The sequence below is a fragment of the Methylovulum psychrotolerans genome (genome assembly GCF_002209385.1).
GTDB lineage: Bacteria > Pseudomonadota > Gammaproteobacteria > Methylococcales > Methylomonadaceae > Methylovulum > Methylovulum psychrotolerans.
In genome coordinates this window covers 2,612,713-2,627,675 of the sequence record NZ_CP022129.1, presented here as the reverse complement: position 1 = coordinate 2,627,675, position 14,963 = coordinate 2,612,713, and the positions used below count along the sequence as shown (strand labels likewise).

Below are 14,963 nucleotides of genomic sequence, written 5' to 3'. Positions count from 1 at the left end.
TAGGAATGGGCGCACCATAATTTTGCCAAAGCCGCCCAGACCGTACGGTTTTCTTGTCCGGCAACCGACAGGAAAATGGACAAGCCCTTAAACCCCGGAGCCGTTTCCCGCCTAGCGGATAAGGCTACCTTAACCTCTATGATTCAGCAACCATGATAGCTCAGCACTTAGCAAACCTACACCGCCAAATCCGCCTAGCGGAAGACGCTTATGGCCGCCGCCCGAACACCGTGGCCTTATTGGCGGTCAGCAAAACCCAACCCGCCGCCGCCCTTGCCGCCGCTTATCAGGCCGGACAACGGCATTTTGGCGAAAATTATGTCCAAGAAGCCTTGGCTAAGCAACAGCAGTTAGGGGCTTTTGATATGACTTGGCATTTCATCGGCCCCATCCAAACCAATAAAACTAAATTGATTGCCCGTCACTTCGCTTGGGTGCATAGCGTCGACAGTATTAAAATCGCCCGGCGGCTCAGTGAGCAACGCCCAGCCAACCTGCCGCCGTTGAATATTTGCTTGCAAGTGAATATCAGCACCGAAGACAGCAAATCGGGCTTAAGCTTATCTGAACTCTCTGACGTATATCAGCAAATTGCCCAATTGCCTAATCTAAAGGTACGCGGGGTTATGGCCATCCCTGCACCGGAAACGGATTTTGCCAAACAACGCTTGCCTTACCACACCTTAATGCAGGCGGTTATGGCGCTTAAGGCAGCGGATTTTGATACGTTTTCGTTTGGCATGAGCGGCGATGTAGAGGCGGCGATTGCCGAAGGGGCGACGGTGGTAAGGATAGGGACGGCATTATTTGGGGCTAGGGCTTATCCGTAGGGATATTGGCTAAAAGCCAGCCCTTTTATGGCAAGCGTACGCCAAAGTCGGCTGGCTTTTGTGGGTTTTGCCGTGTAGCTGGGGCTTAATGGCTTTTAAACACGTCATCCAAGGTGGTGGCCTCTAGGATATTGTCCGCCCATTGCCCCAGTTGCTCCGGTGAAGCCGTCTCAATACGGGCTTGCAGCTCATCCGGCAGCGTCCGAAAACGCCGAATCAACTGCCTTTTGAGCAAACGGCTTTCGCCTTGTTGGATGCCTTGCTCGATGCCTTGCTCGATACCTTTCTCAATGCCTTGCTTGAGGCCTTGTTGGATACCGAGTTGAATGCCTTCTTCTTTCCAGCTGGTCGTCAGTTCCATCGCTTGCTCCTGTTCGGTAGGTAAAAATTCAGTATGGATTAAGTGATCAAAAATTTGCAGCTCTTCCTGTTGCAAGCGCAAATAAGTGTCGATAAAGCCCGAAATAAAGCGGCTGCGGGCGGGGTCGAGCTTGAGCGTGACCAGCAGCCGCAAACATTCGGCCTTAACGCGCGGCCTATCTTTGGGTTCTATCGCCATTTTTGCCATCAGGGCACTGGCGACCGGGTTATGGCTACCCAGATAATCCCGCCAGTTTAAACGGTTCAGTTGTACCGTACTGAAACGGAACGCCAAGACCTCCTTATCAGGGAAACTGACCGTGTAGCTGTCCGGTTCCGGTGTGTTCGGCGTGTCGTAGGATAACACGGCGATGGGATACACCGGCAAGCCGTGCTTTTCGTGCAGGCGGGCGAAGTATTTGAACATGCGCCGCGCAAACGCGGGCCGACGTTTCGCCTGAGCCTCAATATGCACCAAAAAATACGCGGGTTCGCCCTTAAAGCGCACGGTCGCCACCAAGTCCGCCTCATGACGCTCGCCGCCCTGGATGTCGGTGAATATTTCCTTGTCCAAAAACGCCACACTGTCCGGTTCCAGCCAGCCGTGCAACTCCGGTTGGAACAGGGCGATAAAATCCGTAAAGAATATCGTCAGCAGTTCTTTAAACAGGCGGTCGTGGTCTATGGGCATGGGCGGCCAAGGTGGCTTAGAATGATAGGGTTATTATCTGCGCAATGGCGGCTAAAGTAAAACGCTGACACAGTTGCGCCAGACACTTAAAGAAGCCGCCTATTAGCCCCTATTTCCAAATCCCGACAATATTGGTAAAGTCATCCGTCCAAGGCCGCATATCAAAATACAGCGGCATTTTTTGCCAGCCGCCCAGACCCGTTTGTAACGGCTCTAAGGTTTGCGCTTGCTTGGCCATCGCCACCCAATCGGTCGCCACCACCAGCGGCATATTATCGGGGGCGGTAAATTCTTCCAGCAATGCGGCAAGGTGTAAGTGTTCGGCGTGGATGGACAGGACTTTTTTCAGCGCCAAATGGCGGTTGGTGATATGGAAGGCCAGAATGCCGTTGGGTTTGAGCTTTTGGAAATACAGCTTGATAGCTTCTTCGGTGAGCAAATGGGTTGGCACAGCATCGGAACTGAACGCATCCATAACCAGCAAATCAAAGCTATGGTCGGGTTCTTGCACCAACGATAACCGGGCATCGCCGATACGCATTTGCGCCGTCTTATTGCATTGGCTCAGATAAGTGAAATACAGCGGATTGCTGGCGATCTCCACCACCAGCGGGTCGATTTCATACAACGTCCAACTTTGTTGCGGTTTGGCATAACAGGCCAGCGCGCCCGCGCCTAAGCCGACAATACCGATATGCCAGTTTTGGTCAACCGCATCATAAGCCTTAAACAATTGCCCCATGGGGCCAGGGCGGCTGTAATAGGTCAATGGGATGGTGCTGAGCGCGGCGGGCAGGCGTTGCGCCCCGTGCTTGGTCGTGCCATGGAACAGTTCGTGGTAGGTTTCCGCTTGGCCTTGCTCATCGGTGAGGGTGCTTTCGCGTACCGCCAGAACGCCGAAGAACGTCCGTTCTTGGTATAAGGTATGCGAGGACAGGCTATGCACCCCTAGGGAAAGGAAAATAATCACCCCCGCCGATAAGGCAAATCCTAGCGGTTGTTTGCGCAGGAAAAACACCGCACAGGTCAGCAGCATCAGGCTGATGGCGATGGCATCAAAATAATCCAGCAAATTGCCGACCCCCGCGTACAGCCCCAAGCCAACGCTCAACAGCAAGATGGGCGGGAGCAGTTGCCAGAGCAGGCGGCGGTTTAATGCTAAGGGCAGGCCTGGGCGTAACAGCAGGGCGGCGACGATCATAATGGGGTATTCGTAAATACCGTTAAAAATAAACGGCGCGACAAAGGTGTTGAACATGCCGCCTAACATGCCCGCAAACGACATGATCAGATAGAAGCGGGTCAGATATTGGGTCGGTGGGCGGCGTTTTGCCAATTCGCCATGACAAACCATAATCGCCAAGAAAAAGGCGATGACATGGAGGATTAAATACGCCCAATACGGCAAATCCGCCGGATTAATAAAGGCGTAGGCGATAAAGGGGATTAAAAAAATCGGCTGGATGCGCACCATCCATGGATGGATAGCATCATTCCATTTCGAGAACACAATAATAAAGGATAACAAATACACGGTCAGCGGGATAATCCACAACAGCGGCACCGAGGCAATGTCGGTGCTGATGAAGTTGGTCAGCCCCAGCAACAAGCTGGATGGCACTAAGGCCAAAGCCAGCCAATGCAGTTGCGTCAGCCAAGGCAGGGTATCGGCACTTGCTGCTGTTACGGTGGCGGCGGCTTGGCGGTTGCGCCACAGCATCGCGGCACAGGCGGCGATCAGCACCCCTAACAGCGCGTAGCCCATGCTCCAGTCGGTTTGCTGGGCGGCCAGGCCGATATTCGGCTCCAACAGGAACGGATAACTTAGTAACGCCAGCAAACTGCCGGTGTTACTGGCGGCGTATAAAAAATACGGGTCATGACTGCTGTGATGGCCGATTTGGGCAAACCATTTTTGGATCAGCGGCGCGGTGGTGGAGAGGACAAAAAACGGCAGGCCGATGGCCAAGCCTAAGGTCGACAGCAGCCACCAGGTGGGGTTACCTTCTGTCGGTGGCGTAACCTGTTCGGGTAATCCGACCGGCAAGGCCAATACGCTCAATAAAATGATGCTGGCATGGACAAGGATTTGCTGGCTGGCGCTTAAACGGGTCGATAGTGTATGGGCGTACAGATACCCCAAAAATAAGATGCTTTGGTAGAACACCATGCAAGTGTTCCAGACCGCCGGAGAGCCGCCCAACAAAGGCAATAAAATTTTGCCGAATAAGGGTTGTAAGACAAACATCAGCGACGCGCTGGTGAATAAGGTCGTGGCAAACAACAAAATAAGGGACAAACGGCGGTCGGTAGGTAGCTCTGGCACAGAATTCATGGACGTTAACTCGCAATAGGAATACGTCAATGATAAAGCATTGTGCTTGGTAAAGTAACTGATGTTACATGGTCATTTTTGCGATATTGAAAAATCTAGCAATGAACCGCTATCACGAGCTTTTTTTTAAACCACAGAATGTGCCTGCGTAACATCAGCAGATAAGATAGGGGACAAACATTGTCAATGCTCCTTATTTATCGTGCTATCTGATTATGGAAGAAACCATAAAATACTGGGTGTATTACGTCCAACCTTAACGTGCAGCCATTGCCGCCAAATTTTTTACGTTGTGTGAGCTTAGCCCGCCGATAGGTACACAGCTTGCATTGTCCGCATGAAATGGCCGCCCATTTGCTACAATAACCACCAGTTTCCCCTTTGCTTGAAGACAATCCTTAAGACAATCATATATGGATGCGCTGGTCATTTTAATTCCTTTATTGCCCTTGCTGGCGGCGGTTATTATCGGTGTCGGGCTGTTGTTCGGCGGCTTCCGCCGCCCCAGCCAAACTTTCAGCACCGAACTGGCGTTGTGGGCACTGGCGTTGGCTTGCCTGATGGCGATGGCCTTAGCCACGACGGACTTACTGGGCAAGAACCACGGCTATTTCAGCATGGGCGCTTGGTTAAGCAGTGATACCCTAACGGTGCGGGTTAACTTTACCAGCCATGGCCTGAACGTGTGGCTAGCGGTGGTGTTCGCCTTATTATTGGCGGCGGGCAGCCGTTTTGCCACGACCAATCTGCCAATCGGTCGCCCCCGGTTTTTTGCCTTGTTCAGCCTGTTCGCCGCCGCCGTGTTATTCGTGTTACTGTCCGCCAATCTGGTCGGTAGCTTAGCTGGCTGGATACTGGCAGAACTGTGCGGCGCAGGGCTGATCGCGCACGGTTACCAACAGCCACGCGCAGGCACTAACGCGCTCCGGGCTTTACTTAGCCAACGCTTGGGCGATGTCGGTTTTATGCTAGGCATTAGCCTGTGTTATGCGTGGACGGATAGCGTCAACTGGGCGCAGTTGCAAGTGTCGGCCACAGAATTGTCGATTGCCCAGGCAACCGGGGTTAGTTTGTGTTTCGCGCTGGCGGCTTTCGCCAAAGCCGCATTGGTACCTTTTTCGCCGTGGCTGGTCAGAACCTTGGATGAACCTGTTCCGGTCAGTCTGATCCTCGTCCACTTGGGCGTGTTTATGGTGATCGTGTTAGAGGTGCTGTTTATGCAGTCGCCATTTGCGCGTGCCGTTTTGGGGCTGATGGGGCTGGTCACGGTAGGGTACGCGGTTATCGTCGGCAAAACCCAAACCACGTTGCACAGTGCTTTGTTGTTTGGCTGTTTGGCACAGGTCGGACTGATGTTTATCGAATGCGGCTTGGGGTTATGGACGCTGGCAAGCTGGCATCTGGCCGCTAACCTGACGCTAAGTTGTGTGCAGCGGCTGGTATTGGCGGACGCGCCGCTCACTGCTGCGCATCCGCCGCGTTTGGTGCCGGCTAGATTGTATTTATTGTCGTTGCAGCAATTTTGGCTGGAGCCGATTGCCGATTGGGCCTTGGTCAAGCCCGTGTGCGGACTGGCACAGGATTTAAGTTATGTCGATGACCGCATCATCGACCGCGTGGTGGGTTTACCCTCGGCGGGGGCATTGCCGCTGTTGGTGCATTATGAAGATTGGGAAGCCGGCATCGCCCCACCCGCCGCCATCCCGTTCACCAATAGCAGCGGCGTGGCGGGTAAGCTGACCGAATGGCTGTCGGCCTTGCTGCATTGGTTTGAAAGCCGCTTAGTGCAACGCAGTAGCCACCCGCACAGTAACCGCACTGCCCGGCAATTTGGCCATGCGGTCAACCAGTTTGAGCGGCTGATCTTACGGCCCAGATACTTGGTGCTGTTTGTGTGTATTACTTTTTTGGTGGCGTTTTAGACGTTTTCACACAGGGTGCTTATCCTTATCGGTCAGGCCTTTGCAGATGCCGTCGGGACCGTGCCCAAGCCATTTGCCATTCTCCGCCATTGCGCAGATAATAACTGATGTTACGCAGTCACTTTTTCGATATTGAAAAACGTAGTGATGAGTCGCTGTCGCGACGGCTTTTTTAATCGGGACTGTGCAGTTGAACCGCCAACTGGCGCGATTATCTGGGCAACCACAACCCAGTTGCCAGCGCTTTGATGGCGAAAATGGCGATAGACCCGAAAGACCGGCCACGGGTAAAGGCAGAATGTCTGCGTCTGCTAGTGACGCTCAAACTTGACCCGGCACGCCGTCGCTTTATATCGGGCTTTATTGACACTTATTTGCGTTTGCGGCAGGAAGAGCTGCAAGTTTTTGACCATTTGATCACCACCGAATTTTTACCCACCGAACAGGAGCAAGCGATGGAACTGACGACCAGCTGGAAAGAAGAAGGCATCCAACAAGGCTTTCATCAGGGCGAATACCACGCGCTCAAACGCCTGTTGACCCGCCGCTTCCAAACCCTACCCGCCGATGTGCTGGCCCGCATCGAAACCGCCCCCGTAGAACAACTGGAGCAATGGCTGGACAACACCTTGGATGCCGTCACCTTAGAAGATGTGTTCCGCTCCCACTGAGCCGCGCCGCCTAGATAGCACGGCATTCACCCGCGCCGCCGACCCATTTGTCAGGTGGCTGAGCGGCGTTGTTCGCGCTGCATAAAACCATACAAGCCCTCCACTTTGTCCCGCGCCCAGGGCGTTTTCCGCAAAAACTTGAGGCTGGAGGCGATGCTGGGGTCTTTGCTGAAACAGTGTAACGGTATCTGTTCAGCCAAGCCAGCCCAGCCGTAATGCGCCACCAGTTCTGTGACTATAGTCTCTAAGGTAATCCCATGTAAGGGGTTATGGCGTTGCTTAAGCGGCGCAGCGGGGGCTGGTTCGGCTGGGACGGCAGACGGGTCGGTTTGATCGGTGCTGTGTTTCATCGGTTTTTTTTAATAGGGTGACGGAAGTTAAAGGCGGCTTTGCCTTGGTGGGGGCATGGCCAGCTTGACCGCAAGGGCGGGCAGGCCGCCCGCGCCCCTAAGAGGCTGTTGGCCATTGTAGCCCATTTTGCCTTTAAGAGGGGTCGGTAAAGCCGACTTCAAACATTTCCCCGGATTGTCCCAAATAAAAGCGTTCTCCGGCTTGCAGCGGCAGGGCTTGCCTTGGGGTAAGGCGTTCGCCGTTGGCTGTGAACGTGCCGTTGGTGGAGCCGTAATCCTCTAAGAGAAAGCACTTGCGCTGATAGTCGTAACGGATGCTGCAATGGCGTTTGCTGGTTTGTGATTTATCTCTGGGGATAACTAATTGACAGCTTTGCGGGTCGCGTCCTATCAGGATGGTTTCCCGCTGTAATTCTAACACCGCACCCGCATAATGGCCGCTTATACCGCGTAAAATGGGGCGCGGCGCAGTAAGAGGATAAGTGATGGTTTTGCGCGGCGGCTTGGCCGGGCGGCGCGAATACAGCACCAGACCTACCGCCAATAAGCTTAAGCTTAAGGTGCCGGCAACGGCACTGAGCAGCCACGGTTCCCGTTGCCATTCCTGTTGCAGGTGGCTAGGCCGGACACTGGATTTGCTATAGGGGATATGCAGCTTGTCCAGGGCGGGAAACAGTTCGTCCGCCTGTATGGCCCAGCCGATGCCTTCGCCTATCGGCACCCGGTCAACGCCATAAGTTGGGCCGTCGCTGCCTTCGCTGACGGTCGCCACCAGAGCCAAAGCTTTCATGGCATTGACCCCGATGACTTGGCCGTATTCATTGAATAGCGGGCCGCCGGAATTGCCGGGGTTGATGGAGGCATCGACTTGGTAGAGGGCAACCCCTTCTTTGGCGACAATGCGGCTGACGATACCTGTCGTTAAGGTGACGGAGGCGGCTTCTTCGCGGTCAACATCATCGGCCGCCCCAGGAAAACCCGATGCGGTCACGGCATCACGCATTTCCACGGTCTCATGGGTGGCAAATTCCACCGCCGGGCGGTTGGTGCTTTTCTCCAGCCGTAATACCGCCAGATCCCGCTTGTCCGAATGCCAAATCACCTCGGCTTTGACGGCATTGCCTATGGCCAGGAAGATCCAAGCCTGACCGCCATCCTCGATACATTTTGTGACATGCCAGTTGGTGACGACATAGCTGCCGTCACCGACCACAAAACCGGAACCGGAATTTTTTTTCTCGCCGTTGATACAGAGCGGGCGGACGGTGCTTTGGAGCATTTTGTCTTCCAAGACTCCTGCTGAGGCTTGATAGGCGGTGGCGTACAGTGCCAAGCCTAGCGCGTAGGCGCCGATGCGGGGCGGCAGGGCTTTTAGTAGGTTGGCCATTCGGGCGTATAGTTGGTTAGGTATCATCATTGTTAATCCAAGCTAAGTAGGCGTTCATCTATTTTTTAACATTTGTGAATTTAATCCCAGCCCAGCCCGCGTTCCCTGAGCGAAGTCGAAGGGAACGCGGGCTGCGCTTAAGGAACGGCAGGGATAAAAAGGTTAAAAGATCTATGCACACCTGCTTAATCCACAAAAACGGCAATAGCCGTGTAGTTGTCATGGCCTTGTAGGCCGAGGTGCTGGAGCCGCCAGGCCATATTGTCCAGCCATTGTTGGGGGGTGGCGGATTTTGCCAGTTCTATTGCCATCGCAGTTTCGGTGACGTGTTCCCAGAACCCATCCGTACACAATAAAAACCCGTCGCCGGATTGCAGCACCCACGGCGTGGCTTTGATGGTCGGCCTAATGCCTTTAGTGCCGCCGACATCGCGTAATAGGCGGTTGCGGTCTTCATGGTGGCGGATGGCCGTTGGGGGAATTTCTCCGGCATTCGCCATGGCTTGGGGGACGCTATGGTCTTGGGTCGCCTCCGCCAGTTTGCCGTGGCGGAAACCGTATAAGCGGCTATCGCCGATATGCGCCCACAGTGCCGCCGTGCCGTCGCTGAGCAAAGCCACGAGAGTGGTGCGCATGTTCGCCAAGTCCGGGTGGTCGCGTTGTCCGGCTAAAACGCCCGCGTGGGCGGCTTGTAAATGCCGTTCTAAAGACTCGGCGCTTAGCGGCCTGGGTTGTTGGGCAAAACTATACAGAAAGCCTTCGACGGCAGCTTGTGAGGCCACCTCGCCGCCGACATGGCCGCCTAAGCCATCGGCGACCAGCCAGCATTGTGCGCCGCCAAGGGTGCGGTGGCCGAAACAATCTTCATTGTAGGGGCGGCCTCCTGCGCTGGTGAGCGTCGCGGTGCTTAATCGCATGGCAGGACTCCCGCCGTGCCCGCCCTAGGCAAATAGCGGTTTGCCGCCTCGCCATGCCAATAAGGGCGGGGTGTGATGTTAAAATAGAACGCCATTATTTAGGGGCCACTTGGCTTTTGTTAGGTTTCGGTGGGGTTTTTTTACCCGCTTTAGGCGGGGTTGGTGAGGGCGGCTTGGATTTAGGCTTAGGCGGCGGTGCAGGTTTGGCGGCGGGAGCGGGGTTTTTCCGCGTTGGGGAGGCCGCACTGCGTAGGGCGGCTAAGCGCCGTTGCGCCTCATTGGCTTTATTGTTGGGATCTAAAGTCAGTTGCACTTGCCCGGCTTCCTCTAGCCGTTTTTGCGCTTGTGCCACGTCGCCCGCCTGCTTGGCTTGCTCGGCCCGCGCCAGCAATTGCTCGGCCATTTGGCTTAACGCGGTTTTCGCGGGTTCATACTGGGGGCGGAGCGCCAAAATTTGCCGGTATTTTTCCAAGGCGTTGCCGTTTTGTCCCGTCGTCAAACGGTCGGCTTGGCTGTCCGCTGCCGCTTGCGCCATCAGTTCCGCGATACGCGCATCCTCGTTAGTGGGGCTAGGCGTATCGGCGGCTGGGGCTGGCGGTTCGGGCACTTGTGCCAGTGCGGCAGGTGCGGGGGCAATGAGGGCGGGTGGGGCGGCGGGGGTGGCGGGCAGTAAAAACGGCTTGGCGATCCAGCCTGCCGCGACGATGGCACTACCCAGTAAAGGCAGTAGCCACCCGGCACGCGCAGGCCGTTTAGCGTGCTTTTTTGCTGGGGGCGGTGGTGGTGTAGCGGCTGGGCAACCCATAATCACGACGGTGACATTGTCTTGTTGGGGATGGTTTTGCTCTAAAAGTCGCTGGATTAGCGAGTCGGCGGCTTCCTGTGGCGAGCCGAACAGCTCATCGGTTATTTCTTGGTGGCTGAGGTAGCCATAGAGGCCGTCGCTACAGAGCAGTAACCAATCGTCCGCTTCTAAGGGAAAAGCCCGGATATTACGGTCAATCAGGACAATGTCCGGCAAGCCGACATAGCTGGTCAAGGCATTGCGCTCAGGGTCGTTAGCCGCCGAGGCGGGCGACAAGCGGCCTTCGGCCACTTGCTCCTGTAACAGCTCACCATAATTGTGGTCATGGGTCAGTTGGGTCAATTCACCCTGACGGTATAAATATAAACGGCTGTCGCCTACCGATAGCCAAAATAAAGATTGTCCGGCGATGACCGCCGCCGTTAAGGTCGTGCCGACATTGCTAAACGCGTCAACACTGAGCGACAGTTCGCACACGGCGGTATTCGCCTGCTGTAAGGCGTAGAGCAACGCATCGGGGATGTTTTGTTTCGGGCGTTTGCCAAGATAGGCGGTGCCGAAAGTTCTGGCCGCCAAGCGGCTGGCTTCGTCGCCTTTTTCCAGGCCGCCCATGCCGTCAGCGACTAAGGCTAACACGCCGCCATGGGCAATAAACGCGTGGTCGTGAATGTCGGAAAACCAAAATTCATCTTGTTGGCTGTGCCGTTGCCCTATCGCTTGGGCATTGCCGGGCAGTATGTGCATTATGCTTCCCCTAAAAGTAACACCCGCAACTGTGTGCGGCCTATTCCGATGATGTCGCCTTCTTGCAGGCGATAAGCCGCGCTAATGGGTACGCCATTGACGTAAGTGCCGTTGGTCGAGCCTAGGTCATGGAGCATAACCGCCTTCGCGTGGTAAACCAAGGCGCAGTGGTGGCCGGAAACTTCGGCATCGCGGGTCAGCGTGACAGCACAATCCGCACCGCGCCCGATAACGGCCTCACCCGATAAATGCAGCGGATAGGTCTTGCCGTGCCCGCCCGCATTCAGTTCGGCCAACTCAATAGCGTAACCCGGCCCTATCGCTGGGGTTTGGTGTGCCGTGTCGGGCAAGGCAACTGCGTCCCAAGAAGCGTCGTCCGGCCAAAAGTCTTCGCTAACCGGGGGTGGGCTGACGGCTTGGGGTAGTCGCTGCCGCATTACCAGTATCACACCTGTTACCAGCAAGAGTAGCACCCCGGCTATGCTGCCATACAGCCAAACTGGCCAGCCGTTCGCGGTCGGTGGTGCGGGTTCTGAGGGCGCAATCGGCGGTGTAGGTGTCGGCAAGGCGGGTAACAGCCGTATATCCATGCCGTCATTTAATACCAGGCCGTCTTCGGCGCGTAAAGTGATTTGTAGGCGTTGGACGCGCCCGTCGGTGCGGCAAGCCCGGCAATCCAGCGTTGCTACGGCCACGGCCTTAATCTGGTCGCGCAACTCGCTATAGGCTTGGCTTAGGTGGCGGCTACCGACCCCGACATACGCACCGCCGGAACGGCGGGCGAACAGCCCTAAGGCCTTAATGCCTTCGGCTTGCCGGGCAGCGGCGTTGGGCGTATCCCAGCCCAAGGCGTAAATCGGTATCCGGTCGGTATCCAGCCGATTAAGGACTTCTTCACGGGTCGCCCCGCCGGATAAATCGTCCAAACCGTCGGACAGCACCACAAGCACCCGCCGCCCCGGCAGGTCGGCATCACCGCGCCGCGCCAATTGCAGGGCTTGGATCAGGCCTTGATGCAGGGCGGTGTGTTGGTCGGTGGGTTTTAAGGCGGCAATGGCGGTTTTGAGGGCGGCGGGGTCGCCGCTAAAGTCCGTCACAGTCTTGACGCTATCGCCAAAACTCAATAGGGCCATCCGGTCAGCGGTTGCCAGCGTGTCCGCCCAAGCCGCTAAGGCGGTGCGGATGTGGGCGAATTGCTTAGTCGGCAGCGATAATGAGACATCGACTAAGAATATATACGCCACGCCTTCTTGGCTGTCGGCAAAAGTTTGGACATGGGTGACGGGTACGGCAGTGTCCGCCAAGCTGGCGGTCAGTTGCGCGGCGTTTAAAGCGTCCGCCGCTTTGCCGTCGGCATCGCGCACGTCCAGATAGGCGATCAGCTTAGGGTTGGCCTGCCGCGCTTGGCTGAGCTGTAGGGTGGCAGGCGGCGGGTTTGCTAAGGCAGTGGTGGCTAGCCCCAGATAAATGGCCGATAAGACGAGCTGACCCACGCGCTTTATGGGTGGCGGATGCAAGCCATTGGCTTGTATAGGGCGCAATGTCATCCGCCATCGCACGGTTTCGGCGCGGAGTTTAAGGGGGGGTAAATAGACGGCGCGATTTTCCATAGCCATTTAGTGTTTCAATCTTTTTAGGGCTTCGATAGCAGCGGCGTAACCTTGTTGCGCCGCTTTCTGATACCAGTATTTGGCTTCCGCCAGGTTCTGATCGGTTCCTGAAGAATACTGATTGCCAAGATTATATTGGGCAATCATTTCACCTTGTTCGGCGGCTTTTTTGAACCACTTTATGGCTTCTGGATAATCATGGGCAGCGGAATAGATACTGCCAAGATTATTTTGGGCGCTAGCGTGACCTTGTTCCGCCGCTAACCGATACCAGTGTGCCGCTTCGGTGTCGCTTTGGTTAACGCCAGTACCCGCTTTATACATTACCCCAAGCGCAAATTGACCATTCGCATAGCCTTGTTGCGCCGCTAGCCGATACCAATACACCGCTTCGGTAGCGCTTTTATCAACACCTTTTCCCGCGTCATACATCCAGCCCAGATTGAATTGGGCAACTGCATGTCCTTGTTCCGCCGCCCGGTGATACCATCGTGTGGCTTCGGTGTCGTTTTGTTTTACCCCTGCTCCCTGAGCATAGATTTCTCCTAGGCAGTTTTGTGCTAATGTTAGTCCTTGTTCCGCCGAAGCAGTACACCACTTTAGCACTTCGGCTTCGTTTTTTACCGCGCTTTGACCCTCCTTGTACATCATGGCGAAATTAAATTGTGCGGTTGCATAGCCTTGCTCCGCAGCCGACTGATACCACGCAAAAGCTTGGGAATAGCGCTTTTCATCGCCGGCAATCCGTGCCGCAATAAATGACATAATCGGGTCGTCGGCTTTGGCAAGCGGTTCGGCCGCAGCTTTTAGGCCATTGGCCATGGCCTTGTCGAACCAGTGCTGGGCTTGGTTTTCGTCTATCGGTTTATCCCGGCCATTATGGTACAGCCTGCCGACACTGTATTGGCCGAATGGGTTACCTGCATTGGCCGAACGCTCATACCAAACAGCAGCTTGATGCGTGTCCATAGCAACTCCGCCGAAGCCGTTTTCATACAGGCTACCTAAGCGAAATTGCGCCAAGCCATTATTTTTTTCCGCCAAACGCTGGTAGATAGGCAATGCTTCGTTGTATTGATGGGCGAAGAATTTTCGGTCGGCCATCTCAATAGAATCGGCAACAGGCAGAGAGACCAAGAGCTTGGCAGCAGGCAACAAGTAAACAAAGCCAATACCGACCAAGGCAAGTAAAGCGATGCCTAGCAACGGTTTTCTGGCAGCGGCCTTGTTATGGCCCAAATTAGCTAATGGGATGCGGCTGGTTTGGGTTTTAGGGTTTGCGTCAGTATCCGCCGCGTGCAGTAACGCCTCTTGAAATGCCCGGATAGTTTGATAGCGTTGTTTGGCCTCCGTTGCCAAGCCTTGCACGACGACCTTGGCTAGGCGTTCGGACAAATCGGGCACTAAGCGTTGCGGCAGGATTAAGGTATCGTCTTCGACCCTGTCCATTGCTTCCGCTGGCGTTTGCCCGGTGAGCATAAAATACAAGACTGCCGCACAGGCATAAACATCTGTCCACGGTCCTTGCCCGCCGCGGCGGCTGTATTGCTCGAACGGCGCGTAACCCGCGCTTAACACCACCGACATGCTCCGGCTGCGTTCCGCCATGGCGAGCCGTGCCGTACCAAAATCCAGCAGGATAGGGCGGCCTTGGCGGGTGAGGTAAATGTTTTGCGGTTTGATGTCGCGGTGGATAAAGCCTTTCTCATGCACTTCGCGCAAGCCGTCGAGGATGGGGTTTAAAATCGCCAAGGCGGTTGGGGCGGGTAAGCGGTTTTTTTGTTGTAAGTATTCGGCCAGCGTCATGCCTTCGTAGTAGTCCATGACCAAGTAGGCGGTGGCATTTTCTGCAAAAACGTGGCGTACTTTCACCAGATGGGCATGGTCAAATTTTGCCAAAGTGCGGGCTTCGATGATAAATTGCTCTAAACCGAAACGGAACAGCCCGCCTTCTTCCGGCGAATGGGCGCTGACTGTCGTCCGCCCCGCTTCACGCCCGACCAACTCGCGCGGTAAATATTCCTTAATGGCGACCAGGGTCTCCAAGCCAGTATCAAAGGCTAAGTAGGTCACGCCAAAACCGCCCGGTTTGCCCAAGACCCGCCCGACCAGATATTGCTTATGCAGTCGGGTGCGGTGCGGTAACAATAACGGCCCGCGTGGGGCGGTTTCGTCATAGCCGCAATGCTGACAAACGGCTTGCGGGCCTTTCTGCCGGAAACAGCCCATGCAGAGCATTTGCCAATCCACACTCATTATTTACCTGCCTATTAGTTGTTTAGGTTATTGTTAATGGTTGAACATCACGTTTTAGTATTTGCCCGAATTATTTCTTACCCAT

General features: G+C 55.2%; 11 protein-coding genes. 3 read left to right on the top strand and 8 right to left on the bottom strand.

What is annotated here, in order from left to right; all coding sequences use genetic code 11:
- Positions 1 to 152: 152 nt before the first annotated feature.
- Positions 153 to 830 (top strand): YggS family pyridoxal phosphate-dependent enzyme, encoded by a 678-nt coding sequence (locus tag CEK71_RS11915; RefSeq protein WP_088619595.1) that lies wholly within the window; start codon positions 153 to 155, stop codon positions 828 to 830.
- Between the two features lie 85 nt (positions 831 to 915).
- Here the strand turns inward: CEK71_RS11915 and CEK71_RS11910 are convergent, their stop codons facing one another.
- Positions 916 to 1,881, bottom strand: a complete 966-nt coding sequence (locus CEK71_RS11910; protein WP_088619594.1) for a DUF4351 domain-containing protein — start codon at positions 1,879 to 1,881, stop codon at positions 916 to 918.
- 109 nt (positions 1,882 to 1,990) lie between these two features.
- Positions 1,991 to 4,216 carry a fused MFS/spermidine synthase gene (locus tag CEK71_RS11905; RefSeq protein ID WP_088619593.1) on the bottom strand — a complete coding sequence of 742 codons (2,226 nt, stop codon included), beginning with the start codon at positions 4,214 to 4,216 and terminating at the stop codon, positions 1,991 to 1,993.
- 413 nt (positions 4,217 to 4,629) lie between these two features.
- Here CEK71_RS11905 and CEK71_RS11900 point away from each other — a divergent pair, with 413 nt between their 5' ends.
- Together CEK71_RS11900 and CEK71_RS11895 are read left to right on the top strand one after the other, a co-directional pair.
- Positions 4,630 to 6,138 (top strand): proton-conducting transporter transmembrane domain-containing protein, encoded by a 1,509-nt coding sequence (locus CEK71_RS11900; RefSeq protein WP_088619592.1) that lies wholly within the window; start codon positions 4,630 to 4,632, stop codon positions 6,136 to 6,138.
- A gap of 257 nt (positions 6,139 to 6,395) precedes the next feature.
- Positions 6,396 to 6,809, top strand: coding sequence for a DUF4351 domain-containing protein (locus CEK71_RS11895; protein ID WP_198328186.1), 414 nt, complete (start codon positions 6,396 to 6,398; stop codon positions 6,807 to 6,809).
- Between the two features lie 50 nt (positions 6,810 to 6,859).
- Here CEK71_RS11895 and CEK71_RS11890 read toward each other — a convergent pair whose 3' ends face one another.
- The 6 genes from CEK71_RS11890 to CEK71_RS11865 form a co-directional block, all read right to left on the bottom strand.
- Positions 6,860 to 7,159, bottom strand: coding sequence for a VF530 family protein (locus tag CEK71_RS11890; RefSeq protein WP_088619590.1), 300 nt, complete (start codon positions 7,157 to 7,159; stop codon positions 6,860 to 6,862).
- Between the two features lie 133 nt (positions 7,160 to 7,292).
- On the bottom strand, positions 7,293 to 8,576 hold the full coding sequence (locus CEK71_RS11885) for a trypsin-like peptidase domain-containing protein (protein WP_088619589.1): 1,284 nt from the start codon (positions 8,574 to 8,576) through the stop codon (positions 7,293 to 7,295).
- 155 nt (positions 8,577 to 8,731) lie between these two features.
- Positions 8,732 to 9,463 carry a PP2C family protein-serine/threonine phosphatase gene (locus CEK71_RS11880; protein ID WP_088619588.1) on the bottom strand — a complete coding sequence of 244 codons (732 nt, stop codon included), beginning with the start codon at positions 9,461 to 9,463 and terminating at the stop codon, positions 8,732 to 8,734.
- A 94-nt stretch (positions 9,464 to 9,557) separates the two neighbouring features.
- Positions 9,558 to 11,012, bottom strand: a complete 1,455-nt coding sequence (locus CEK71_RS11875; protein ID WP_088619587.1) for a PP2C family protein-serine/threonine phosphatase — start codon at positions 11,010 to 11,012, stop codon at positions 9,558 to 9,560.
- On the bottom strand, positions 11,012 to 12,628 hold the full coding sequence (locus CEK71_RS11870; RefSeq protein WP_088619586.1) for an FHA domain-containing protein: 1,617 nt from the start codon (positions 12,626 to 12,628) through the stop codon (positions 11,012 to 11,014). Before CEK71_RS11870 ends, CEK71_RS11875 begins: the two co-directional genes overlap by 1 nt.
- The gene (locus CEK71_RS11865) at positions 12,629 to 14,878 is read right to left on the bottom strand and encodes a serine/threonine-protein kinase (protein ID WP_088619585.1); all 2,250 of its coding nucleotides are present in this window, start codon (positions 14,876 to 14,878) and stop codon (positions 12,629 to 12,631) included.
- Positions 14,879 to 14,963 lie beyond the last annotated feature (85 nt).